Origin of the sequence: Halorubrum sp. SP3 (genome assembly GCF_005435195.1) — an archaeon.
In the GTDB taxonomy this organism is placed as follows: Archaea; Halobacteriota; Halobacteria; order Halobacteriales; family Haloferacaceae; genus Halorubrum; species Halorubrum sodomense.
Genome location: NZ_SGTU01000019.1, coordinates 1 through 21,985, shown reverse-complemented (window position 1 = coordinate 21,985; position 21,985 = coordinate 1). Strand labels below are relative to the sequence as shown.

The window sequence follows — 21,985 nt, the reverse complement described above, 5'->3', positions numbered from 1 at the left end:
CCAAACCGGTCTCGGCGGCGTTTTCGGTGCCGTCATCCGTCGGCCGATTCGGCGCGGAGCGCCCGGGGAACGGCTTTGACTTCGATATTCGAAGTCACACACCTCCCTCGAAGTCGGGAGTATAACCCGCCGGGCGACCTAACGGACCCATGTCATCACAGGATCCCGGGGCCGGGGTCGAACCCTCGCGCGACGAGGGGAGCGCGGCGTCCGACGGGCCGGCGAACGCCGCCATCGACGTCGACGGCCTCGAACTGGTGTACTCGGACGGGACCGCCGCCGTCCAGGGGGTCGACATGACCGTTCCAGAGGGGGAGTTCTTCGGCTTCCTCGGGCCGAACGGCGCGGGCAAGACGACCACGATCAAGGTGTTCGCGACGCTCCTCTCGCCGACCGCCGGCGAGGTCAGCGTCAACGGCTTCGACGTGCGCTCCGAGCCGCGGGCGATCCGCGAGACGATCGGCTACATGGCCCAGGAGACGAGCATCGACCCCGAGTTGACCGCCGAGGAGAACGTGCGGTTCGCCTGCGAGGCGTACGGGGTCCCGTCGGCCGAGCGCGACGAACGAGTCACCGAACTGCTGGATCTCGTCGACCTCGCCGACGTCGCCGACAAGCGGTCCGAGGAGTTCTCCGGCGGGATGAAAAAGCGGCTGGACGCCGCGACCGCGCTGGTCCACCGGCCGCCGCTCGTCTTCCTCGACGAGCCGACGACGGGACTCGACCCGAAGGCCCGCAACCGGCTGTGGGAGTACTTCCGACGCATCAACGACCTCGGCACGACGATCTTCCTGACCACGCAGTACCTCGAGGAGGCCGACCAGCTCTGTGACCGACTGGCGGTGATCTTAGACGGCGAGATCGTCGCCGACGGGAGTCCGGCAGACCTGAAACGCGAGGTCGGCGGCGAGGTGCTCGACGTGGAACTCGAAGCCGACGGGGACGCGTCCTCGCGGGCCGCAACGATCGCGAGGGAGTTCGAGGCCTTCGCGGACGCGTCCGTGACCGAGACGGACGAGGGGATCAGCGTCACCGCCGAGACGGCCCGCGAGCACGGAACCGACCTGCTCGTCGCGCTCCGCGACGCGGACCTGACGGTCACCGGCTTCAACATCCGGGCGCCGACCCTCGACGACGTGTTCCTCGCGATCACCGGGGAAGAGCTCGACGCCGACGAGCCGAGCGAGGCGGACGCGGAGGGGTCGCGATGAGCGGCTCCGACGGCGACGGAGCGGTCGCGTCCGCGGACGGAGCGACTGCTGCCACCGACGAGACCCGCGCCGCCACCGACGAGACCCGCGCCGCCACCGACGGCCGCGGTCCCGTCGGCTCCGGAAACTCGTTCTTCGGCGACGTGTGGGTGAACTTCAAACGGTGGAATCTGAAGGCCGTCCGCAACCCGTTCGTGCTGGTCGTGTCGCTCGTCCAGCCGATCATCTTCCTCGTGCTGTTCACGGAGGTGTTCGGTACGGTGGCCGGCGGCGCGGTGAATCAGGGGATCCCGGGGATCAGCTACGAGACGTATCTGGTGCCCGCGATCGTCGTTCAGGTGGCGCTCGCCGCGGCGATAACCTCCGGCGTGGGGCTGGTCAACGACATCGAGAACGGGATGTTCGAGAAGGTGCTCGTCACGCCGATGAACCGCACGGCCGTCTTCGTCGGCAAGACCGCCGCCGAGGTGTTCCGGATCGCCGTCCAGATCGCGATCATCATCGGCCTCGGCGTCGCGCTCGGCGCCGAGGTGGTCAGCGGGGTGGTCGGCGTCGTCGGCATCGTTGCCGTCGGGATCCTGTTTTCGCTGTGGTTCGTCGCCTTCTCGAACGCGTTAGCGCTTCTCACACGCGATCAGGAGTCGACGATCATCGGCGCGAACCTGTTGCAGTTCCCCCTCCTGTTCTTGTCGAGCGCGTTCCTCCCGCTCGGAGCGCTCCCCGGCTGGATCCAGACGTTCGCGCGCTTCAACCCCGTCACCTACGGCGTCGACGCCGCGCGCTCGCTCATGGTCGACCGAGACGTGATGACCGTCATCGATGTCTCGTGGTTCGGCGGGACGCTCGACGGCGTCGCTCCCGGCGTTGCCGTACTGGCGGGACTCGACCTCCTGTTGGGCGGCGTCGCCGTCTACCTGCTGTCGCGCGCGTCGAGTTCCGACGTGAAGTGACGGCAGGGTAGGGGCCCGAGCGGGTCCGCTGTGCCTCGGGGCGTGACGCCTCGCGCTCGGGTCGTCCTACTGGTTCTCTAAGGCGTCGAGGATACACGCGGCGGCGATCACCGCCTCCTTCGGCACGTCGCTCGCGTCGTCGATGGTGACCGTGTAGGCATCGCGCAGCGAGAACTTCCCCTCGATGTCGCCGACGTGGCCGCCGTCGGCGTCGAATATCTCGTACTTGTTCGGGATGAGGTTCGCGGCGCCGACGAGGTGACGGAGCGCCGACAGCAGCTTGTTCTTCGACTCGATCGTCGCCAGCGCCTCCCCCGTTTCGGGGTCGCGGATCGTCCAGTTCTCGACGAACAGCGAGTAGTCCTCGTCTAGGACCACGACCTCCTCGCCGGTGCCCGCGTCGGTGATGGCGTAGTTCCCGCCGATGTCCATAATCCCGCCCGCCTTCACCGAGAAGGCGTCCTCGTCGTCGCCGGTGACGAACGGGAACTCCTCTTTCAGCTTGAACATCTTCTGTTTCCCGCGGAGGACGACGTCACCGGCGCCGTCGCGGACGGTGTACTTGTTCCGAACCATCGACTGTTTGACCTCGTACCGGTCGTCGCTGAGGTCGACGGTCGAGATATCGTACGCGCTCGACTCCGACGGGAACATGGAGGAATCGTCCATGGGTAGTTCGAGGGTCGTTTTCCGTTATAAAGTATTAGATCCGGTTCTGGAGGGAACTCCGACCGGAACGGCTCCAGCCTCCGGTCGATCCGATTCGATCCGAGCGGACGGCGACTGCGGATCGGACTCCCGGGCGGTCACGGCGTCAGGCGGTCAACCGAGAGCCACTCCACGTCGGCGTCGCGGGCCGCGTTACCGCCGTCTCCCGGGTGATCGTTCCCCTCCGCGGTCAGCGCGAACACCATCTCCTTCCGGACGCCCCCCGCGAGCCGCACGTCGAGCGACAGTTCGCGGGGCGAGAACTCGTGGTCCGGACCCACCACGCGCACGAGGTGTTCGGAGTGCGGGAGGTCCTCGACCGTCTCCACGTCCAGGTACGTCCGGAAGTCGGCGCCGAACTTGAAACCGGTCTTCGGGACCGCGTCGGCCGCCCGCAGGCGTCGGTAGACGACGAGTCGGCGGTCGAAGCGCTCGCCCTCGACGTCGCGGCCGCGGGCGACGATCCGGGCGGCCGCGGCGGGGGTCTCGCTCGCGTCCGTCTCCGAGCCGTCGTCGGCACCCGCGACCGACGCCGTCAGCGACAGCCGGCCGTCCGCGGCCAGCGACGCGGCCTCGACGAGGGAGAGCTGGAGCGCGCCCTCGACGTTCGCGGCCCGCCCGGTGAGCGGTCGCCCGTAGAAGCCGTGTTCGTAGAGACTCTCGGGGGCGTCCCAGACGACGACGCGGTCGGCGAGGAGGGCGCCGGTCAGGTCGGCGGGGGGATCGTAGTCGGTCGCGCCGTCGATGCGACCCTCCTCGGCCGCGAAGTAGGTGATGTCCGACTCCTCGTCGACGACGGCGAGCGTGCGCCCCGCGAGCCCCGCGGTCGCGACGGATTCGCGCTCGCCGACGACCTGGATCGGGTACTTCACGTTGCCCGTGTCGGGCGTCTCGCCGCGCTCGTAGGCGACGAAGTCGACCGCGTCGCCCGGCGCGTCGCTCCAGCCCGGCCACGGCTCCCGGGCGGGCGACAGGTAGAAGCCGCGGTCGCGGAGGTCCGAGTAGACGAGGAAGCGCACCGCGAAGCGGTCGGCCGCGGCCGCGCTCGCGACGAAGAAGCGCTCGAAGCCGACGGGATCCGACCCATCGCTCAGCGTTATCCCCGAGAGGTCGCCGCGGAACAGCAGGTGGGCGGCCTCGACCCGCGAGAGCGCGATCTCGTCGCCGTCGAGCGGTCGCCCGTATCCCCGGGCGTCGTAGAAGCGCTGGCGGGCGTCCCCGCCGACGCGGACCGCGTCGCCCCGCAGGTGGCCGGTCGGTTGCATACCAGCCATCGCGGCCGGCCGAGGGAAGGGGGTTGCGGTCGGGACTCGCGGGACCGCGGTTCGATGACGGGGAGGGGACCGGACAAGCGTAAAGAGCCGCCGGCGAGAACGACGCGGTATGAACGACACCGCAGGGCTCCGGCTCACGGTGCGTGCCGCCGAGAAGCGGGACGCGGGCCGGGGCATCGCCAGGCTCCCCGAGTCGGCCCGCAAGCGGCTCGCCCTCCTCAGCGGCGACACGGTCGAGGTGCGCGGCGAGCGCACCGCGGTCGCGAAGGTGTGGCCCGGCGGCCCGGACGCCGCCGACGGCACCGTGCTCATCGACGCCGACACCCGCGCGAACGCCGGCGTGAAGGTCGGTGACACCGTCGCCATCGCCCCCGTCGACGTCTCCGACGCGGAGCGCGTGACGCTGACCGCTCCCGGCCGCCTCGCCGAGGTCGACGTGAGCCGCGAGGTGGTCGAACGGGCGCTCTCCCGCGAGCTCCGGGACCGCCCCGTCACCGAGGGGGAGGCCGTCCACGTCGAGCGGCTCGGCGGGCTCCGCTTCGTGGTCGCCCGGACCGCGCCCGCGGGGACGGTCCGGATAACGTCCTCGACCGACGTGTCCGTCGAGTACGAGGGCGACGCGGAGCCGGCGAGCGGCGACGCCGACGCGCCGGCGAAGACCCGGGGCGACAGCGCCGGAGGACCCGCGACCGGCGCCGGCTCGGGGGCCGACCCGCCCGGCGACGGCGCGCGCCCGAAGGCCAGTGACTCCCCGCCGGCCGAACACACCGCGGGCGCGACCTACGAGGACATCGGCGGCCTCGACGAGGAGCTGGAGCTGGTCCGGGAGACGATAGAGCTCCCCCTCTCCGAGCCGGAGGTGTTCACCCGGCTCGGGATCGACCCGCCGAAGGGGGTCCTCCTCCACGGGCCGCCGGGCACCGGGAAGACGCTGATCGCCCGCGCCGTCGCCAACGAGGTCGACGCGACGTTCGTCACCGTCGACGGGCCGGAGATCATGTCGAAGTACAAGGGCGAGAGCGAGGAGAAGCTCCGCGAGAAGTTCGCGGAGGCCCGCGAGGCTGCCCCTGCGATCGTCTTCTTCGACGAGATCGACTCGATCGCGGGCAAGCGCGACGACGGCGGCGACGTGGAGAACCGCGTCGTCGGCCAGCTGCTCTCGCTGATGGACGGGCTCGACGCCCGCGGCGACGTGATCGTCATCGGGGCGACCAACCGCGTCGACACGATCGACCCGGCGTTGCGGCGCGGCGGGCGGTTCGACCGGGAGATCGAGATCGGCGTCCCCGGCGAGGCGGGCCGTCGGCAGATCCTCGACGTCCACACGCGGCGGATGCCGCTCGCGGACGACGTGGACTTAGATCGGATCGCGAGCCGCACGCACGGGTTCGTCGGCGCCGACATCGAGGGGCTCGCCCAGGAGGCGGCGATGACCGCGCTCCGCCGCGCACGGGAGTCCGACTCGCGCGCGCTCGACGACGTGACCGTCGGCAAGGCGGACTTCGAGGCCGCCCACGCGAACGTCGAGCCGAGCGCGATGCGCGAGTACGTCGCCGAGCAGCCGACCACCGACTTCGCCGACGTCGGCGGCCTCGACGACGCGAAGGCGGAGCTGGAACGCGCCGTCACGTGGCCGCTGTCGTACGGCCCGCTGTTCGACGCGGCCGGCGCCGACCCGCCGACCGGAGTCCTCCTCCACGGGCCGCCGGGCACCGGGAAGACGCTGCTCGCGCGCGCCATCGCCGGCGAGAGCGGCGTCAACTACATCCAGGTCGCCGGCCCCGAACTGCTCGATCGGTACGTCGGCGAGTCGGAGAAGGCGGTCCGCGAGCTGTTCGACCGCGCCCGCCAGGCCGCGCCGGCGATCGTCTTCTTCGACGAGATCGACGCGGTCGCGACCGACCGCGACGCGGCAGGCGGCGACGGCTCCGGCGTGAGCGAGCGGGTCGTCTCGCAGCTGTTGACCGAGCTCGACCGCGCCAGCGACAACCCGAACCTCGTCGTTCTCGCGGCGACCAACCGGCGGGACGCGCTCGATCCCGCGCTGCTCCGCCCCGGCCGCCTGGAGACCCACGTCGAGGTGCCCGAACCGGACCGCGAGGCGCGCCGCAAGATCCTGGAGGTCCACACCCGCGAGAAGCCGTTGACCGACGACGTGGACTTGGAGCGGGTCGCCGACGAGACCGAGGGGTACTCCGGCGCGGAGATCGCCTCGCTGTCGCGGGCGGCCGCGATGCGCGCAATCGAGCGCGTCGCAGACGAACACGGCGAGGCGGCCAACGACCACGCCGACGAGGTCGGAATTACCGGCGAGGACTTCGACGCCGCGCTCGAGTCCGTCCGCCCGCGGACCGCCTGACCGAGACAGCGCGGTCCGGACCGCCTGACCCGCGCCGCCCTCAGTCTTCCTCGGTGGCAGCGGTCTCGTCGTCCGGCCCGGGTCCGTGCGCGTGCCCCTCTCCGAGCGCGCCGGCGCCGAACTCGTCGACGGGCGTGACGCTGTAATCGACCGTGAGCGTGTCCCTCGTCGCGCGGACCTTCCCGACGAACGTCGATATCTCCGCCAGCTCGCCTTCCAGCACGAACAGCTCCATACAGTACTGCGACCCCACGTGGCTGTGGAAGTTCGAGGCGACGATCCCCTCCTGTTCGTGTCGCAGCCGCATCATCCGCTCTTCGACGTTCGTCGTCTCGTAGTTGAAAAGCACCGTCACCACGGCCATCAGGCTCCGGTCCTCCAGCTTGGCGTCCTCGAACTCCCCGAGGAGGTTCCGAGAGGCCTCGCGAACGACCTCGCTGCGGCCGGTGTACCCGTGTTCGTCGGCGAACCGGTCGATCCGATTGAGCAACTCCTCCGGCATGGACACGCTGACGACCGTCATATATTAACTCACGCCGCCGGAGTTGTTAATCGTTGAGGTCCGAACCGCCGCCGTCCGTCGGCGGGTTCGCGCCTCGCGCCCCCGGCCCTCCGCCTCCCTCGATCCGATCGCCGAGCCACGCGTAGTGGTCGAGCAGCGCTGTCTCGCCCGTCTCGGTGAGCGCGTACACGTCCGCGATGCCCTCGGTTCGGCGGTCGAGGTAGCCGGCCTCGACCAGCGCGGAGAGGGTCCCGTAGAAGGAGCCGGGGTCGATCCGCTCGTCGTAGTGGGATTCGAGCCGGCTCTTCAGCGACTGCGCGCGCAGCTCGCCGTGGTCGTACAGCAGCGCGCAGAGGTCGCGGCGCCGGCCGCTGTGGAACCACTTCGTCATGGGTCGCGCCTCGCCCCGGAACGCAACAAATCGCTCACGACGCGTCCACCAGTTCGTCGAGCCGGTCGACGCGCCGGTCGCCGAGGATACACCGCCCGCGCTCGTCGCGGCCGACGCGCTCGACGTGGACCGCGTCGAGACCGGCGTTCCAGGCGGCCGCCACGTCGCTCTCGCCGTCGCCGACGTAGTAGCCGCGGCCCCGGTTCGGGTCGACGCCGAGTTCGCCCATCGCGGCCTCGATCGGACCGGGATCGGGCTTCCAGCCCGTCTCGTCGGTACAGCAGACGACGGCGTCGAACCGGCCGTCGAGGCCGACGCGGTCGAGGACGGGCTCGGCCAGGAACTCCTGACAGTGGGTCACGAGGCCGGTCGGGCCGCCGACCTCGCTCACGCGGTCGAGGAGGCGCGCGGCGTCGTCGTGGAGGTACGTCGCCTCCGCGCGGGCGACCGGGTCCTCCACGGCGTGGAACGCGGGCCAGAACGCGTCGGGGTCGACCCCCATCTCGCGGAGCGTCTCGGCGCGGGAGCCGCCGAGACCGTTCCAGAGGACGCGGGCCTCGCGGTCGGAGAACTCGCGGCCCAGCCGGTCGCCGACGCGGTCGAACACCGTCCGAGTGTACTCCCACTCGGCGTCGACGAGGGTCCCGTCGAGGTCGAAGAGGTGGAAATCGTAGTCGGCGAGGGCCATCGACCTCACCGTACGTCGGGGGCCGGCAAGTGCGTTGCGGGTTCGGTTGCCCGGGTCGCGGCCGCGGCCGTCCGCCTGGTCCTGTTCAGAGGGTCACCGCTCACTCCCGCACGTGGACGGACGAACCGAGGTACTTGCGCAGGACCTCGTCGACCGAGTCGGCGTTGAACCGGCCGAGGTCGTCGGCGACCGCCGCCTTCAGCGCGTCCAGGTACGCCTCGTCGGTCCGGAGCTCGCGGAAGTCGGCTGCGGCGACTTCGACGCCCGCGGCGTCCGCGATCCCCAGCCGTTCCTCGGCCGGCCGCCGGAACGAGGGCTCGTCGCCGATCTCGCCGCGCCACAGCCGGTCGCGGAAGAAGAGCCAGCCGTCGGTTCCGGGGTCGTCCGCGGGTATCTCCATCGTCGTCTCGAACCGATCGGGGTCGACGGTTGCGGCCGGCGGATCCAGCCGGACGCCGACGCGGAAGACGTACGCGGCCTCCATCCGTGGAGGCGAGAGGGACTCGGAGGGTAAAAGTACATACCGCTCAGCCGTCTGTGTCAGGGAAGATGCTGGACCGACTCCGCGGGCTCGTCGGGCGCGCGTACCGGCGACACCTCCGCCGTGAGATCGACGACGTCCCCGACCACGTCGCCGTCATCCAGGACGGCAACCGGCGGTACGCCCGCGAGCGCGGCGACGACGCGCCCGAGGGCCACCGCGCCGGCGCCGACACCACCGAGCGCGTCCTCGACTGGTGCGCCGACCTCGGCGTCTCGGAGCTCACCCTCTACGCCTTCTCCACCGAGAACTTCGCTCGCCCGGACGAGGAGCTGGAACCCCTCTTCGACCTGTTGGAACACAAGCTGCGCGAGTTCGCCGACGCCGACCGCGTCCACGAGCAGGGGGTTCGCGTCCGGGCCATCGGCGACGTGCCCCGGCTCCCGCCCCGCGTCCGCGACGCGGTCGACTACGCGGAGCGACGCACCGCCGACAACGACCGCTTCACGCTCAACGTCGCGCTGGCGTACGGCGGCCGGACCGAGCTGCTGGACGCCGCGCGCGCCATCGCCCGCGACGTCGAGGCCGGCGAGATGGACCCGGAAGACGTCGACATCGATGCCGTCGAATCCCGGTTGTACGACCGCCCGATCCGCGACGTGGACCTGATCGTTCGCACCGGCGGCGACGAGCGCACCTCGAACTTCCTCCCGTGGCACGCGAACGGCAACGAGGCCGCCGTCTACTTCTGTGCGCCGTACTGGCCGGAGTTCTCCGAGGCCGACTTCCTGCGCGCGATCCGCACCTACGAGTCGCGAGAGGAGTCGTGGCAGCGGGCCCGGGCGGAGCGGGCCGCCGCGCTGGTGCGCGCGCTGGCCGAGGTGGAGTTCGCGGAGGCCCGCGCCGCGGCCGCTCGGCTTCGCGAGCGCGTCCCCCGGCTCGACGGGAGCGACCTCTCCGACGACGCCCTCGGTATCACCGAACGCGACGGCGTTGGTCCGGGCGACGGCGACTCGGGCGGTCGGATCGACGGCGACGCCGCGGACTCCACGGGGGCCGACTAACACGCCCCCGGCGCGATCCCGTCCTCGCGCCGCGTCAGCAGGTACAGCGCGAACGAGGAGAGCCAGTGCGACCCCGCGTAGTCGTCGGTGAGCACGTCCGCGGCCCCCGCCTCGGCGTGACGGCGCGCCGCCTCGTCCAGCGGCTCGCGGAGCCGGGCCGCCGCCGGTCCGTCCCCCTCTGCCAGCGCGTCAGCCAGCCCCGCGAGACACCACGCCCGGGAGACGTTGAGGCCGATCAGGTGTATCGCGGCGCCGTCGCCCTCGTCCGGTTCGACGTCGACGGGCGACAGCAGCGCGTCGTGCGGCGGCGCGGTGAGGTCCGGGAGGAAGCCGTCGAGCCACGCCGCGAACGGGTCGGGATCGAGGACGCGGCGCAGCAGGTCCGCCTCCGTCAGCGCGGGCGAGAGGAAGTCCCACCCGACCGGCTCCGCGCCGACGACCGCGGCGGTGTCGTCCCCGTAGAGCCGGCGCGCCGTCGCCTCGGCCTCGCGTTCGAGGTCGGCGTCGCCGACGACCCGCGCGTAGTCGAGGACGCCGGCGAGCGCGAACGCGGTGTTGCCGTGCGTGCCGACGCGGTGCGGGCGGTCGATCTCGAGGAACGACTCGCGGGTCCCGCGGCGGACTCGGTCCTCCAGCGGGCGGAGCGCCTCGCGCCACGCGTCGGCGCGCGGGTCGTCCCACAGGGCGAGCTCGGCGGCGAGCCGCAGCAGCCACGACCGGCCGTACGGCTCCTCGAAGCCGGGGTTCTCGTCGAGGTACGCGACCTCGCGGGCGACGTTCTCGGGGGTCAGCCGCCCCTCGATGCCCGCCGCGATCTCGGCCTCGTTCGGGTGACTCGGGACGAGCCGCAGCGCGCGGACGAGCGCCCAGTGGCTGTGGACCGCGGAGTGCCAGTCGAAACAGCCGTAAAAGACCGGGTGCCTCTCGGCGGGACGCGGCGGCGCCTCCGCCCCCTCGACGACCCCCTGATAGTGCGGATACTCGGTCTCGACCCCGTCGAGCGGGTGGGCGGCCAGCGCCGTCGCGACGGCGTCGTCGACGGCGTCCGCCCGTCCGGCGCGGAGCGCGTCCGGCGACAGCTCCTCGAAGGCGTTCATGACGAGCGGTCGGCGGGGCGCCTGTTCAATCGGTCGGTCGCCCGCGGGACGCCGGCACGCAGAATCAGTTTCAGTTCGGACGTCGCTACGCTCTCGGCCCGCTCACGCCGGGTTCTTCCGCGTCAGGTCGCTGCCGCAGATCGGACACCGCTCCTTGTTCTCGTCGAAGGTGCGGTTACAGCCGACGCACTGGAAGCGCCACTCGCGCTCCTCGGAGATGCCGTCGCGGGCGATGGCCTCCACCGGGAGGTCGAGCCGCTCGGCGACGTTCTGCATCGCGTAGTCGTCGGTGACGAGCGTCGCGTGAAGCTCTAAGGCGGTCGCGATCAGCCGGACGTCGGTGTCGGACAGCTCCGCGGCGTCGCCCGACCCCTTCGCGGCGCGGCGGACGCGGTCGACCGCCTCCGGCGCCGGGACGTGGACGGTCATTCCGGAACCCTCCATCGCGTCGAAGCGGAGGGCAACCTCGCCGGTGAGCTCGTCGTGGACCGCCGGGATGGAGACAACGTCGTCGTCGGTCGTGTACTCGTGGATGAACGCGGACGAGTCGAGGACCTGCATCAGCGGGCGACGACGATGTAGTCTTTCACCGCCTGGACGTTCGCGACCGGGACGCGGAGCCGCCCCATCTCGTCGACCTCGAAGTCGACGCGCTCGGGCCTGAGCTGCTCGTGCGGGCTGACGAGGAGGTGGTTCAGCTCTCCGGACTCGAGGTTCATCGTGATGTTGTACAGGTCCCCGAGTTCGGTGCCGTCGGCGCTCATTACCGCCTTCCCGGAGAGGTTCTCCGCGAGGATGTCGACCATACCTCACGGTCCCGGGCGACGGTATTAAACGCCACGGGGCGTCGGACGGGCGACCGACGCGAGAGCGCTCGTCGCCGGCCGAACCACGACCGGCCGAACCACGACCGGCCGAACCACGACCGGACGGTCCGGCTCCGCCGTCGCGGTTCGTCGCGGCATTTTGAAAGGCTTAACTGACGGCCGGGCGGAAGAGACGGTATAACCTTCTCGGGGCGATCACATATGACCGACCACACACACGCGGACACCCTGCGAACCCCCATCGTCGCCGTGCTGGGCCACGTCGACCACGGCAAGACGAGCCTGCTCGACACGATCCGCGGCTCCGCCGTCAGCGAGGGCGAGGCCGGCGCGATCACCCAACACATCGGGGCGACGGACATCCCGCTCGACACCATCTCCGGGATGGCGGGCGAGCTCATCGACCCGTCCGACTTCGACCTCCCCGGCCTGCTGTTCATCGACACGCCGGGCCACCACTCCTTCTCGACGCTGCGCGCCCGCGGCGGCGCGCTCGCCGACATCGCGGTACTCGTCGTCGACGTCAACGACGGCTTCCAGCCGCAGACGGAGGAGGCGATCGACATCCTCCGCCGGACGGGCACCCCCTTCGTCGTCGCCGCCAACAAGGTCGACACGACGCCCGGGTGGAACCCGCAGGACGGCGAGCCGATCCAGCGGAGCATGGAGGCGCAGTCCGAGCGCGCGAAGTCGATGCTCGACGAGAACCTCTACGAGATCATCGGTCAGCTCTCCGACGCCGGGTTCTCCGCGGACCTCTACTGGCGCGTCCAGGACTTCCAGAAGAACATCGGCGTCGTCCCGCTGTCGGCGCTCACCGGCGAGGGCGTTCCGGACCTCCTCACCGTCCTGATGGGCCTCTCCCAGCGGTTCATGAAAGAGGAGATGGCGATCGACGTCACGGGGCCGGGCGAGGGGACGGTCCTCGAAGTGAAAGACGAGCGCGGGTTCGGTGCCACCGTCGACACCGTCGTCTACGACGGCGTGATCCGCAACGGCGACACCGTCGTCGTCGGGGGGCAAGACGAGCCGATCGTCACCGAGGTCCGCGCGCTACTCCGCCCGCGCCCCCTCGCGGAGATCCGCACCGAAAAGGAGTTCGAGAAGGTCGGGGAGATCGGCGCCGCGGCCGGCGTGAAGATCGCCGCGCCCGACCTCGACGAGGCGATGGCGGGCGCGCCGGTCCGCGTCGTCCGCGACCGCACCGTCGACGAGGTCGTCGAGGAGGTGAAGGCGGAACTGGCGGAGATCGAGGTCGAGACGGCCGACAACGGCGTCGTCGTCAAGGCGGACACCCTCGGCTCGCTGGAGGCGATGGCGAACGCGCTCCGCGAGGCCGAGGTCCCCATCCTGCGCGCCGAGGTCGGCGACATCGCGCCGCGCGACATCGCGGTCGCGGAGACCGCCAACCAGGACGAGCATAAGGCCATCCTCGGCTTCAACGTCGACCTCCTCCAGAACGCGGAGTCGGACTTAGAGAACGCGGACGTGAAGCTGTTCAAGAACGAGGTCATCTACCAGCTGGTCGAGGACTACGAGCGCTACGTCGAGGAGAAGCAGCGCGCGCAACAGGAGACGGTGTTAGACAAGGTCGTCCGCCCCGCCCGCTTCCGCATCCTCCCCGACCACACGTTCCGGCAGAACGACCCCGCGGTCGTCGGCGTCGAGGTCATCTCGGGTACGCTCCAGAACAACCGCAACGTCGGCTTCTTCGACGGCAACGAGTTCGAGCGCGTCGGCGGCCTCTCCGGGATTCAAAAGCAGGGCGAGGACGTCGACGAGGCGCGCTCGGGCGAGCGCGTCAGCATCGCCATCGACGGGCCGACCGTCGGCCGCGACATCGAGGAGGGCGACACGCTCTGGACCGAGGTGCCCGAGAAGCACGCGAAGATCTTAGAACAGGAGCTGAAGGAGGAGATCACCGCGGACGAGCGCGAGGCGCTCCAGGGGTACCTCGACACGCGCCGCAAGCGAGACCCGTTCTGGGGGAAGTGACGAGCGCGGTCGAGGCTCCTCACCGCACGGTCGACCCCCTCACCGCACGGCTTATTCGCGTGCGCCGGCAATCAGCGGGGGATGACAGCGACGGACACCGACTCGCGAGACGAGCCCGAAGACGACCTGACCCTCATCAGGGAGGGCCGAGACTTCGAACAGGAGTACCGCCTGACTGCCGCCGAGGCCGGCCGCTTCCTCGTCGAAGTCGGCGAGCAGCTTCAGGAGGGCGACGAGCTCACCCTCACCGGCGACGAGTGGACGCTCCCGTTCTCGTTCGGCGAGCCCGTCGAACTCGAGGTCGAGTACGAGGGGTACGGCGAACGGGCGCTCGAGATCGAACTCGAGATCCCGGGGACGACCGACGAGGAGGCGCCGACCGTCGAGTGAGCGGCGCGGCGTCGAGTACCGCCCCACAGAGTATTTGTCGTTCGAGCGGTCAGCGACGCGCATGGTCTCCCGAGAGAACGCGGTCGTCCTCCTGTTCATGGCTGCCGGGCTGGCGTTGGCGTACGGCGGTCGCGTCGCGACCAGTCTGAGCGACGACCTCCTGATCGGCGTGCTGATATTCGTTTCCGTCGTGGCGCCGCAGGCGGTGATCGGCTACTTGGACGCCGAGGACTCGGACTGACGCCCGAGCGCGACCGTCGACCGCGTGTCGCCGTTATGTGTGTCGAGCGCGTAGGCGACGTATGGAGACTACTGCGGTCGAACACGACGGCGCGATCCTCGCGCGGCTGGAGAGCGACGACCGGGTGTTCGAGGTACGCTTCGACGCGCTCGAACCGACCGACGTGACGCTGCGGTTCCTCCGCGACGGCGAGCGCGTCGGGAGCGTCTATAACGACGACGGTACGAAGCGAACAATGGCGCGGCTCACGACCGCGCGCGAAGGCACCGACTTCATCGGCGTCGAGGTGCCGAAGGAGTTCGTCGCCGAGGTCCTCGACGCGGCGCTGGATGCGGGGCGCGTCACCGACGAGACCGCCGCCGAGGGGTACCGACTCCGCGTGCTTTGAGCCGACGCGCCGCGACTTCGACTCAGGCGTACACGAGGATGATCACCGCGACGAACGCCAACTCGCCGCCGACGAGCAGCGCCGCGAGGAGCCACGCCCGGTAGGTCCAGAGCCACTCGCGGGCCGCCGCGAACCGGTTTTCGCCGCCTTCCGCCGACTCGCCGCGGTACTCTGGGTCGACGCGCCAGCCGGTTTCCGGGTCGTACGTCGCCGGCACCCGGGTCCCGACGAGTTCGTCGACGTCCAGCGGCGAGACGCCCGCAGCCTCGAGAAATTCGAGGAACTTTTTCGACTCCCGAAGCGACCCGTCGCGGGGCGCGTCGAACCGCTCGGTGTGGGTCGCGTCGCCGTGGGGCGGGCGCATCTCGACGGCGACGCGGTCGCCGACGGAGCGCACCCGCGTGACGATCAGCACGTTCTCCTCGTCGTTGAGGTACGCCTCGCGGAGCCGGCGTTTCACCTCTTCGTCGACGCCCGCATCGTCGAGGTCGTCGGGGAGGGCCTCGGCGTCGGCCGAGATCGGATCGCCGTTGACGTCGTCGGCGCTTTCGGGGTCGGCGGTCGTCGAGACGCTCCCGTCACCGCCGGATCGGTCCGCCATCGACCCGGGGTTGGCGACGCGCTCTCATAAGGTCACGGCCGCTATACGTGACTGCTTTCGTAGCGGACGGCTCGTGGGCCGAGCCACCGAAGGCTCGGCCGCTATGTGATACGTGCTCACCGACTCGAACACGACCGCCGAAGCCCCAGCCGCGAGGGAGGCGCACGCTCGCTGCGCGCTTCAGTCGCTCGTTACACTCGCTCCTTCCAGTGCTTGCGTCGCCTGCGCCTCCCTCGCGGCTGCCCCTTCGAGTCCCGCCCCGCACCGCCCAGCACCTCACACCTCCCCAGCCTCGTCGGCCGCCCTCCGCTTCGCTCCGGGCGGCCGACTCCCTCGCGCGTGCTGCTCGGCCGCGGGGCGGCCTCGCAGGCACGCGCCACCGCATTTCGACTGTCAGCCGCTCACTGGAGCCGGTAGCGTAAGATTGCGGCGATACCGCCGAGGTTGGCGAGCTGCTCGCCGGGGGCGAACTCCGAGGAGAAGACGACCACGTCGCCGCCCTGCCGCTCGACCGACTCGATCACCTCGTTGACGTCGATCTCCCAGTCGCCGTCCCCCTGCCGCTCCGTCCGGAGGCGCTCGTCGACGACGAGCAGCGTCTCGACCGCGCCGAACTCGGCGGCCTCGGCGGTGTCGTCGGGGCCGTACGTCGCCTTCTCCTCTTTGGCGATGTTCTCGGTCAGCTCGTCGATGAGGCTCGCCTCCTTCGAGATGCGAGTCTCCTTCTGGACCTCGTCGACCGCGCCGCGCTTGAGTACCTCGTGGACGCCGCGGTCGCCCGCGGCGGAGGTGTCGACGGTGGTGATCCGGTCCGAGAGGTCGCGGTACTCCTCGTCGATGTAGTCGCGCGCGTCCTGCTTGGTGAACCCCGGGCCCGCCAGGATCACGGCGTCGGCGTCGAGGTGCGCGAGCGCCTCGCCCAGCTCCGCGAACAGCTCCTCGCGCGGCCGGGAGAACTCGCCCTTCCCGGTCGGCTTCGTGAACGAGGCGTACTCCTCGGTGCCGTACTGCTGGACCGTGTGGACGTAGGCCGCGCCCTCCTCGACGGTCGCGATGGCCACGTCGGGGTTCTCCGCGGCCTCCGTCGCCTCCTGAAGCCGCTCGGTCTGGTCCGGCTTGAAATGCTTCTCGACGGTTATCTCGTCGTGCTCCTCGACGTTGAGCGTGTGGTGGGCGTTGAGCTGGTCCTCCCGCGAGCAGCCGACGATGACCCCGGAGACGCGGAGGCGGTTGGCGAACCGCGCGAACTCCACGTCCTCGACCCGGAGCGTGACGAAGATGTGCTCGCGCTGCCCGCCGGTGTCCCGCATCTGGTCGTCGTTCCGCTGGATGCGTCGGGTGGTGTCGCCCTCGACGAGGTCCCCGGGTTCGAGGACGTGCGCGAGGTGCCAGAGGTCGTCCACGTTCTCGGGGACCAGCGTGAGCCGCTCCCGGCCCTCCTCGCCGTACCCCCGCTCGGAGATGCGCATGCCCGTCGGTTCGCTCGCGGCCGTATCAACTCTTGTCTTCCGCGTCGTTCAGGACCGACCCCCACTCGAAGCCGGTTTCGTCCGGCTCGTTCGCCCCGGCCGCCTTCTCCGCACCCGTCCCGTCGTTTCCGTTGCCGTCGCTCCCGTCACCGATCGGGACGGCGCGGCCGACCTGTACCGCTGCCGACGGCTCGCTCCGGATCGGTCGCCCGCCGTCGCCCGACACGACCGGGACCGGCGATGACTCGGGCGACCGGACGGTGCTGTGAACCCCGCGCTCGTCGGGGTCGGGCCGAGCGGCTGGGCCTCTCGTCGCGTCTCCCCCCAAGGCGTCGGCCGCACCTCGTCCGTAGAGCCCGTGGGCGACGACGCGGGCCGCGAACGCGAGCGCGACCCCGACGACCAGCGGCGCCGCGGGCGCCGCGACCGCGTAGCCGACCGCGAGCGCCCCGACCGCGAGCGCCCACCCGGTGGCGTACGGTCCGGTCGCGGCCACGCCGGCCACCGTCCGCGGATCCAGTCCGTCCCTGAGCCGCCCGGACGCGGCGAACGCGGCGAGCGCCGCCGGCCGGACGTACGCGAACGCGAGGAGGTACGCGCCGACGAGCGCGGCGACGCCCCCGCCGGCGACCGCGGCGGCGGCGGCCGGTCCGTTCGGCCCGAGGGCGGATTCGACGGTCGTCGCGGTCGCTTCCGGGTCGACGGGGCCGGCGACGAGCGCGGCGACGCCCCCGCCGGCGACCGCGAGGCCGCCAGCGAGCGGTGCGAGGAGGACGGCCGACAGCAGCGCCGACTTGGCGCCGTCCCTGACCAACTCGCCCCACGCGACGAGCGACGGCGCGCCGTCCGCGTTCCCGGCCTCGACCGCGAGGCGCGTGACGCGGACGAAGTAGCCGCGCGCGACGAGCGACGGCGCGAGCGCGACCGGGGCCGCGACGGCGACCGCCGGGCTGACGAAGAGGACGCCGACGAGCCACAGCGGCGTCAGGACCCACGCGAGCAGGGTCACGGCGCCGCCCACGAGGACGACGCCAGCCGCGTCGTCGGTTCGCGCCAGCGCCGCCGCGGCCGCGGTGAGCATGTGACTTGGTACAGAACGGGAGCAGCATAAATGGTCCCCGGCCCGAGCGTTTATATCACTCCGGGGAGTATTGTGGGCTGGCCGCGCGGGACAATCGTGTGCCTCTGACAACCCACCCGCGGCCGCCCTTCGGCGGTCGAACCCCCGTCCGCGGCTTTTGCCCGACGCGCTCCGCTTCCCCCAGACGGGTCTCCGTCGCGTGCCGGTACCGATTTATCCCGCCCCGCCGACGGATCGGGTATGACCGGCGACGAGCGGACGGCCGATCTGGAGCCGGAGCTCAGGAGCTACGGCGTCAGCGTCGAATCGATCGACGGCGGCGACCCGCTGGAGCTGACGTACATGACCGCGTTCCCCGGCCGCGAGATCCACCGCGGCGAGATCGGACGCGCGCTCAACGCGCTCATCGACCGCGCGGAGGCCGACGAGTGGGACCCGGTCCGCGTCGAGGGCACGGTCGTTCGGTCTCCCGGCGACGTCCTGGGGACGTGGCGAGCCGAGGCAGCGTGGTTCGAGGCGCTCATGAGCTACGAGATATCCGAGACGGAGTTCTCGAGCCGCGTGTTAGAGACCGTGAGCCACGAGCCCGCGGACGGTCCCGAGGGCGAGGACGCCACGGCGACCGGCGGCGAGAGCGAGGGCGGGGCCGATACCGGACCCGAAAGCGACGCGGAGGCCGACCGGTGACCCGCCGCGATCCGGTCAACCGCGCGCAGCGTCGCCTCGCGCGTCCGGCCCGCGAGCGGTTCGCCACCCGGGCGGTCGCGTTCGACGTCGACGGCGCGACCTGTCGCGGGACGCTGTACCTCCCCGGCGGCGACGCGGACGACCCCCCGATCGTCGTGATGGCGCCCGGCCTCGGCGCGGAACGGACCTTCGGCTACCCCGCCGTCGCGGAGCGGTTCGCGGACGCGGGCTACGCCGCGCTCCTCTTCGATCACCCCGAGTTCGGCGGCTCCGACGGCGACTCGCAGGCCGTCGACCTCGCCCGCCAGCGCGCGGCGTACGAGGGCGCGGTCGACCGCGCGGAGCGCGTCGACGGCGTCGGGAACGACCTCGTGCTGTGGGGCGCGTCGCTGTCGGCCGCGCACGTCCTGACGCTCGCCGCGGAGCGCCGCGACGTCGACGCGGTCGTCGGGCTCGTGCCGATGCTCGACGGGCGCGCCGTCGCCGCGCGGCGCGGCGGGCGGTACCTCCTCCGCTCCGGCGTCGCGGGCCTCCGCGACCTGCTCGGTCACCGAGTCGGTCGCGGCCGCACGGTCCCCATCGTCGGCGGCGCGGAGGAGTGCGCGGCGATCACCGAGCCGGGGACGAAGCGGAAGTACCTCGACCTCGTCGACCGCGAGTCGGCGTGGCGCAACGAGACCCCCGCGCGGTCGCTGCTCGGCCTGGTCGGCTACCGGCCCGTGACGCGGCTCGACAAGATAGACGCCCCGACGCTGCTGCTCGCGGGGACCGACGACGCGATCGTCGACGCCGACTCGGTCGCCGCCGCCGGCGAGGGGCTCTCGCGAGGGACCGTCGTCACCATGCCCGCGGACCACTTCTCGGTCCTCGGGGACGACTTCGAGGGCGCGATCGGTCACCAGCTCTCCTTCCTCCGCGACGCGCTGGAGTGAGCGGGCGCGGCGACGCCCCCGCTCGCGGGTCGACGGCGGGCCGACCGCTCGCGGGTCGACGGCGGGCCGACCGCTCGCGCGACCACTTAAGTGAGCCCGCGGCGCACGCCCGGGTATGACAGCCATCGCGATGCTGAGCGTCGCACCGGTTATCGAGGACAGCATGGCCGAGGAGGTGGCGAAGGCCGTCGCCGCGCTCGACGAGTTCGACGTGAGCTACGAGACGAACCCGATGGGGACCGTCATCGAGGCGGACGACGCCGAGACGCTGTTCGCGGCCGCGGCCGCCGCCCACGACGCCGTCGACGGTGACCGCGTCTCGACGGTGCTGAAGATCGACGACAAGCGGACGAGCGACGGGACCGCCGCGGAGAAGGTCGACGCCGTCGAGGAGCACCTCGGACGCGCGGCGAAGCGGGAGCGCTGACCCGGCGCAGCGGCCCCGCTGGCGGTCGCGCCCGGCTCACCCCTTGATGTTACAGACGGGGAAGGTGCGGGCGACCTTGTCGCCGATGCCGAGCTCGTCGCTGACGCGGATCACCTCGTCGATGTCCTTGTAGACGCCGGGCGCCTCCTCCGCGATGGTGGCGCCGGACTGCGCCTTCACGTAGATCCGCTGGCCGTCCTCGAGGTCGTCGCGGACGTCTTCGCCCCAGAACTCCTGTTTCGCCTGCGTCCGGCTCATCAGCCGCCCGGCGCCGTGGGCGGTCGAGCCGAAGGAGACCGACATCGACTCGTCGCCGCCGCGGAGGACGTACGAGCCGGCGCCCATGCTGCCGGGGATGATGACGGGCTGTCCCACGTCGCGGTACGTCTCGGGCACGTCCTCGTTGCCCGCGGGGAACGCCCGCGTCGCGCCCTTGCGGTGGACGTACAGCTCGCGCTCCTCGCGGTCGACCGCCTCGTCACCGAGGGCGGGGCGCCCCTCGGCGTCGACGCCGACCTCGTGCGTCTCCTTCTTCGCGATGTTGTGCGCCACGTCGTACAGCAGCTCCATCCCGAGGTCCGCGATCGGATCGGCGTCGAACACCTCGCCGAACGTCTCGCGGGCCTGATGGGTGATCAGCTGGCGGTTCACCCACGCGAAGTTGATGCACGCGCCCATCGCGCCGTAGTACTCCTCGGCCAGCGCCGACCCGGCCGGCGCGGCCGCGAGCTCCTTGTCGGGGAGCTCCGCGACGAGGTCCGCGTGCTCCGTCTCGATCCGGCGGAGGTAGTCGTTACAGGTCTGGTGGCCGAGCCCGCGGCTCCCGCAGTGGATCAGGACGACGATCCCGTCCTCCTCGAGGCCGTACGCCTCGGCAACGGTCTCCCGGAACACGTCGGTGACGCGCTGGACCTCCAGGAAGTGGTTGCCCGAGCCGAGCGACCCCATCTGGTTGCGCCCGCGGTCGGTCGCCTTCTGGGAGACGTACTCCGGGCGGGCGTCGGGGCGCCGCCCCTCGTCCTCGCAGCGCGCGAGGTCGCTCTCGATCCCGTACCCCGCCTCGACCGCCCACTCGACGCCGCGTTCGAGGGCGCCCTCTATCGCGTCGGCGTCGCCGTCGATCACGCCGCCGCCGCCGAGCCCGGCGGGGACCGCCTCGAACAGCGCGTCCACGAGCTCCTCCTCGCGGCCGCGCACGTCGTCGTAGGTGAGGTTCGTTCTCACCATCCTGACGCCGCAGTTGATGTCGTAGCCGATCGCGCCGGGCGAGATACAGCCGGTCCGGGCGTCTATCGCACCGACGCCGCCGACCGGGAAGCCGTACCCCTGGTGGCCGTCGGGCATACAGAGGGCGGGCTCGACGATGCCGGGCAGGTGGGTCGCGTTCTTCAACTGCTGAAGCGAGTCGTCGTCGCCGATCTCCTCCAGCAGGCTCTCGCTGGCGAGGACCCGCGCCGGGACGTTCATCTCGCCCTCGCGGGGGATCTCCCAGACGTGCTCGCGCACCTTCTCCAGCCGGATCCCGTCGAACTCGCGCGTGGTCATACCCGGCGTTCGACGCGGGGAGGCAAGGGCGTTGCGTCAGCGGGGCGCGGGGGCCGTCGGGTTCCGCGGGCGCCGAGGCCGTCCGCTCGCCCGCGATCTCACCGATCGACCGGATCGATCGGGAGCCAGCCGATCTCACCGTCCGCGAGCGTGAACGCGGCGAAGACCCGTCCGAGCACCAGCCCGTACAGCAGGTGTGCGACCGCGATGACCGCGCCGAACTCGAAGCTGGCCGTCAGTCCCGGCACCGGGAGCGTCGGCACCGGCAGCGAGGTGGCGCCTTCGATCGCGATCGCGGCCGGCAACAGCAGGCCGCCGGTTATCACGCCCAACAGCGCGGAGTGGGCGACGCCGAGCGAGAGACACCCGCCGACGTCCCCGCGCAGGTCGGCGAAGAACGGCCGGTCGAAGACGGCGACGAACAGCCCGCCGAACAGCGCGCTGTTGAACAGGTGGACGGCCCACCCGGCGAGGACCGTCTCGACCCCGATCAGCGCGCCGATCGTCGACATGAGCCCGAGGCCGAAATGTAACACGGCGCCCATCGCGGCGCCGGCGACGAGCCCGCCGACCGCCCCCGCGCGCCAGCGCCGACCCGGGGCGGGCGATTCGCTCCCCTCGCTCCGATCTGAGTGCGACATACGTTAGCAACGCACTCGATAAATATAACGGTTTTT

General features: G+C 71.3%; 25 protein-coding genes. 11 read left to right on the top strand and 14 right to left on the bottom strand.

The window, feature by feature from the left end:
- The first annotated feature begins 149 nt into the window (after positions 1–149).
- Positions 150–1,211: an ATP-binding cassette domain-containing protein gene (locus EXE42_RS13170; protein WP_137693580.1), complete on the top strand. Its 1,062-nt coding sequence runs from the start codon at positions 150–152 to the stop codon at positions 1,209–1,211.
- Positions 1,208–2,161 (top strand): ABC transporter permease, encoded by a 954-nt coding sequence (locus EXE42_RS13165; protein WP_199240754.1) that lies wholly within the window; start codon positions 1,208–1,210, stop codon positions 2,159–2,161. The genes EXE42_RS13170 and EXE42_RS13165 overlap by 4 nt, the downstream gene beginning before the upstream one ends.
- 66 nt (positions 2,162–2,227) lie before the next feature.
- Here EXE42_RS13165 and EXE42_RS13160 read toward each other — a convergent pair whose 3' ends face one another.
- Together EXE42_RS13160 and endA are read right to left on the bottom strand one after the other, a co-directional pair.
- On the bottom strand, positions 2,228–2,830 hold the full coding sequence (locus tag EXE42_RS13160) for an LURP-one-related/scramblase family protein (RefSeq protein ID WP_092920282.1): 603 nt from the start codon (positions 2,828–2,830) through the stop codon (positions 2,228–2,230).
- A gap of 137 nt (positions 2,831–2,967) precedes the next feature.
- A complete protein-coding gene (gene endA / locus EXE42_RS13155; RefSeq protein WP_092920283.1) occupies positions 2,968–4,134 on the bottom strand; it encodes a tRNA-intron lyase in 1,167 nt (388 codons plus the stop codon).
- 118 nt (positions 4,135–4,252) lie between these two features.
- Here endA and EXE42_RS13150 point away from each other — a divergent pair, with 118 nt between their 5' ends.
- A complete protein-coding gene (locus EXE42_RS13150; protein ID WP_137693582.1) occupies positions 4,253–6,502 on the top strand; it encodes an AAA family ATPase in 2,250 nt (749 codons plus the stop codon).
- Between the two features lie 40 nt (positions 6,503–6,542).
- Here the strand turns inward: EXE42_RS13150 and EXE42_RS13145 are convergent, their stop codons facing one another.
- From EXE42_RS13145 to lwrS, 4 genes are all read right to left on the bottom strand, one after another.
- Complete coding sequence (locus tag EXE42_RS13145) at positions 6,543–7,025, bottom strand: CopG family ribbon-helix-helix protein (RefSeq protein WP_092920285.1); 483 nt, start codon at positions 7,023–7,025, stop codon at positions 6,543–6,545.
- 25 nt (positions 7,026–7,050) lie between these two features.
- Positions 7,051–7,395, bottom strand: a complete 345-nt coding sequence (locus EXE42_RS13140; RefSeq protein ID WP_092920286.1) for a PadR family transcriptional regulator — start codon at positions 7,393–7,395, stop codon at positions 7,051–7,053.
- A gap of 34 nt (positions 7,396–7,429) precedes the next feature.
- A complete protein-coding gene (locus EXE42_RS13135) occupies positions 7,430–8,083 on the bottom strand; it encodes an HAD family hydrolase (RefSeq protein WP_092920287.1) in 654 nt (217 codons plus the stop codon).
- Positions 8,084–8,183: 100 nt separating this feature from the next.
- Positions 8,184–8,567, bottom strand: coding sequence for an LWR-salt protein (gene lwrS, locus EXE42_RS13130; protein WP_137693583.1), 384 nt, complete (start codon positions 8,565–8,567; stop codon positions 8,184–8,186).
- Positions 8,568–8,632: 65 nt separating this feature from the next.
- Between lwrS and uppS the strand changes: the two genes are divergently transcribed.
- Positions 8,633–9,628, top strand: a complete 996-nt coding sequence (gene uppS / locus EXE42_RS13125) for a polyprenyl diphosphate synthase (protein ID WP_092920289.1) — start codon at positions 8,633–8,635, stop codon at positions 9,626–9,628.
- On the opposite strand, the gene EXE42_RS13120 is transcribed toward uppS, so the two are convergent.
- The 3 genes from EXE42_RS13120 to EXE42_RS13110 all read right to left on the bottom strand — a co-directional run bounded on the left by EXE42_RS13120 (position 9,625) and on the right by EXE42_RS13110 (position 11,531).
- On the bottom strand, positions 9,625–10,725 hold the full coding sequence (locus EXE42_RS13120) for a DUF2891 domain-containing protein (protein WP_137693584.1): 1,101 nt from the start codon (positions 10,723–10,725) through the stop codon (positions 9,625–9,627). The genes uppS and EXE42_RS13120 overlap by 4 nt on opposite strands.
- A 102-nt stretch (positions 10,726–10,827) precedes the next feature.
- Positions 10,828–11,286, bottom strand: coding sequence for an NOB1 family endonuclease (locus EXE42_RS13115; RefSeq protein ID WP_092920291.1), 459 nt, complete (start codon positions 11,284–11,286; stop codon positions 10,828–10,830).
- Positions 11,286–11,531, bottom strand: coding sequence for a PRC-barrel domain-containing protein (locus EXE42_RS13110; protein ID WP_092920292.1), 246 nt, complete (start codon positions 11,529–11,531; stop codon positions 11,286–11,288). The genes EXE42_RS13115 and EXE42_RS13110 overlap by 1 nt, the downstream gene beginning before the upstream one ends.
- A gap of 222 nt (positions 11,532–11,753) precedes the next feature.
- On the opposite strand from EXE42_RS13110, the gene infB reads away from it, so the two are divergent.
- From infB to EXE42_RS13090, 4 genes are all read left to right on the top strand, one after another.
- Positions 11,754–13,547, top strand: a complete 1,794-nt coding sequence (infB, locus tag EXE42_RS13105) for a translation initiation factor IF-2 (protein ID WP_137706688.1) — start codon at positions 11,754–11,756, stop codon at positions 13,545–13,547.
- 81 nt (positions 13,548–13,628) lie between these two features.
- Positions 13,629–13,937, top strand: coding sequence for an amphi-Trp domain-containing protein (locus EXE42_RS13100; protein ID WP_092920294.1), 309 nt, complete (start codon positions 13,629–13,631; stop codon positions 13,935–13,937).
- A gap of 61 nt (positions 13,938–13,998) precedes the next feature.
- Positions 13,999–14,178 (top strand): hypothetical protein, encoded by a 180-nt coding sequence (locus tag EXE42_RS13095; protein ID WP_137693586.1) that lies wholly within the window; start codon positions 13,999–14,001, stop codon positions 14,176–14,178.
- Between the two features lie 61 nt (positions 14,179–14,239).
- Positions 14,240–14,566 (top strand): hypothetical protein, encoded by a 327-nt coding sequence (locus EXE42_RS13090; protein WP_092920296.1) that lies wholly within the window; start codon positions 14,240–14,242, stop codon positions 14,564–14,566.
- Positions 14,567–14,588: 22 nt separating this feature from the next.
- Here the strand turns inward: EXE42_RS13090 and EXE42_RS13085 are convergent, their stop codons facing one another.
- The 3 genes from EXE42_RS13085 to EXE42_RS13075 form a co-directional block, all read right to left on the bottom strand.
- Entirely contained in the window at positions 14,589–15,167 is a 579-nt protein-coding gene (locus EXE42_RS13085) for a hypothetical protein (protein WP_137706687.1), read from the bottom strand.
- 401 nt (positions 15,168–15,568) lie between these two features.
- Complete coding sequence (locus EXE42_RS13080) at positions 15,569–16,636, bottom strand: mRNA surveillance protein pelota (protein ID WP_137706686.1); 1,068 nt, start codon at positions 16,634–16,636, stop codon at positions 15,569–15,571.
- Positions 16,637–16,661: 25 nt separating this feature from the next.
- On the bottom strand, positions 16,662–17,717 hold the full coding sequence (locus tag EXE42_RS13075; RefSeq protein ID WP_092920299.1) for a DUF4013 domain-containing protein: 1,056 nt from the start codon (positions 17,715–17,717) through the stop codon (positions 16,662–16,664).
- Between the two features lie 240 nt (positions 17,718–17,957).
- On the opposite strand from EXE42_RS13075, the gene EXE42_RS13070 reads away from it, so the two are divergent.
- The 3 genes from EXE42_RS13070 (at position 17,958) to EXE42_RS13060 (ending at position 19,763) form a co-directional block, all read left to right on the top strand.
- A complete protein-coding gene (locus tag EXE42_RS13070; protein WP_092920300.1) occupies positions 17,958–18,404 on the top strand; it encodes a hypothetical protein in 447 nt (148 codons plus the stop codon).
- Complete coding sequence (locus tag EXE42_RS13065) at positions 18,401–19,336, top strand: alpha/beta hydrolase (RefSeq protein ID WP_137706685.1); 936 nt, start codon at positions 18,401–18,403, stop codon at positions 19,334–19,336. Before EXE42_RS13070 ends, EXE42_RS13065 begins: the two co-directional genes overlap by 4 nt.
- Before the next feature lie 115 nt (positions 19,337–19,451).
- Positions 19,452–19,763: an MTH1187 family thiamine-binding protein gene (locus EXE42_RS13060; RefSeq protein ID WP_092920302.1), complete on the top strand. Its 312-nt coding sequence runs from the start codon at positions 19,452–19,454 to the stop codon at positions 19,761–19,763.
- Positions 19,764–19,799: 36 nt separating this feature from the next.
- Here the strand turns inward: EXE42_RS13060 and EXE42_RS13055 are convergent, their stop codons facing one another.
- Positions 19,800–21,308 carry an RtcB family protein gene (locus EXE42_RS13055; protein WP_137706684.1) on the bottom strand — a complete coding sequence of 503 codons (1,509 nt, stop codon included), beginning with the start codon at positions 21,306–21,308 and terminating at the stop codon, positions 19,800–19,802.
- A gap of 98 nt (positions 21,309–21,406) precedes the next feature.
- Complete coding sequence (locus EXE42_RS13050) at positions 21,407–21,949, bottom strand: hypothetical protein (RefSeq protein ID WP_092920304.1); 543 nt, start codon at positions 21,947–21,949, stop codon at positions 21,407–21,409.
- Between the last annotated feature and the right edge of the window lie 36 nt (positions 21,950–21,985).

Bases quoted from the DNA above. Each gene is read 5' to 3' on its own strand.
- EXE42_RS13100 (WP_092920294.1), top strand. From the start codon at position 13,629: ATGACAGCGACGGACACCGACTCGCGAGACGAGCCCGAAGACGACCTG.
- EXE42_RS13165 (WP_199240754.1), top strand. From the start codon at position 1,208: ATGAGCGGCTCCGACGGCGACGGAGCGGTCGCGTCCGCGGACGGAGCG.
- EXE42_RS13120 (WP_137693584.1), bottom strand. From the start codon at position 10,725: ATGAACGCCTTCGAGGAGCTGTCGCCGGACGCGCTCCGCGCCGGACGG.
- EXE42_RS13170 (WP_137693580.1), top strand. From the start codon at position 150: ATGTCATCACAGGATCCCGGGGCCGGGGTCGAACCCTCGCGCGACGAG.
- EXE42_RS13090 (WP_092920296.1), top strand. From the start codon at position 14,240: ATGGAGACTACTGCGGTCGAACACGACGGCGCGATCCTCGCGCGGCTG.
- EXE42_RS13055 (WP_137706684.1), bottom strand. From the start codon at position 21,308: ATGACCACGCGCGAGTTCGACGGGATCCGGCTGGAGAAGGTGCGCGAG.
- EXE42_RS13160 (WP_092920282.1), bottom strand. From the start codon at position 2,830: ATGGACGATTCCTCCATGTTCCCGTCGGAGTCGAGCGCGTACGATATC.
- EXE42_RS13080 (WP_137706686.1), bottom strand. From the start codon at position 16,636: ATGCGCATCTCCGAGCGGGGGTACGGCGAGGAGGGCCGGGAGCGGCTC.
- infB (WP_137706688.1), top strand. From the start codon at position 11,754: ATGACCGACCACACACACGCGGACACCCTGCGAACCCCCATCGTCGCC.
- lwrS (WP_137693583.1), bottom strand. From the start codon at position 8,567: ATGGAGGCCGCGTACGTCTTCCGCGTCGGCGTCCGGCTGGATCCGCCG.
- EXE42_RS13145 (WP_092920285.1), bottom strand. From the start codon at position 7,025: ATGACGGTCGTCAGCGTGTCCATGCCGGAGGAGTTGCTCAATCGGATC.
- endA (WP_092920283.1), bottom strand. From the start codon at position 4,134: ATGCAACCGACCGGCCACCTGCGGGGCGACGCGGTCCGCGTCGGCGGG.
- EXE42_RS13070 (WP_092920300.1), top strand. From the start codon at position 17,958: ATGACCGGCGACGAGCGGACGGCCGATCTGGAGCCGGAGCTCAGGAGC.
- uppS (WP_092920289.1), top strand. From the start codon at position 8,633: ATGCTGGACCGACTCCGCGGGCTCGTCGGGCGCGCGTACCGGCGACAC.
- EXE42_RS13150 (WP_137693582.1), top strand. From the start codon at position 4,253: ATGAACGACACCGCAGGGCTCCGGCTCACGGTGCGTGCCGCCGAGAAG.
- EXE42_RS13140 (WP_092920286.1), bottom strand. From the start codon at position 7,395: ATGACGAAGTGGTTCCACAGCGGCCGGCGCCGCGACCTCTGCGCGCTG.
- EXE42_RS13050 (WP_092920304.1), bottom strand. From the start codon at position 21,949: ATGTCGCACTCAGATCGGAGCGAGGGGAGCGAATCGCCCGCCCCGGGT.
- EXE42_RS13110 (WP_092920292.1), bottom strand. From the start codon at position 11,531: ATGGTCGACATCCTCGCGGAGAACCTCTCCGGGAAGGCGGTAATGAGC.
- EXE42_RS13095 (WP_137693586.1), top strand. From the start codon at position 13,999: ATGGTCTCCCGAGAGAACGCGGTCGTCCTCCTGTTCATGGCTGCCGGG.
- EXE42_RS13075 (WP_092920299.1), bottom strand. From the start codon at position 17,717: ATGCTCACCGCGGCCGCGGCGGCGCTGGCGCGAACCGACGACGCGGCT.
- EXE42_RS13060 (WP_092920302.1), top strand. From the start codon at position 19,452: ATGACAGCCATCGCGATGCTGAGCGTCGCACCGGTTATCGAGGACAGC.
- EXE42_RS13115 (WP_092920291.1), bottom strand. From the start codon at position 11,286: ATGCAGGTCCTCGACTCGTCCGCGTTCATCCACGAGTACACGACCGAC.
- EXE42_RS13135 (WP_092920287.1), bottom strand. From the start codon at position 8,083: ATGGCCCTCGCCGACTACGATTTCCACCTCTTCGACCTCGACGGGACC.
- EXE42_RS13085 (WP_137706687.1), bottom strand. From the start codon at position 15,167: ATGGCGGACCGATCCGGCGGTGACGGGAGCGTCTCGACGACCGCCGAC.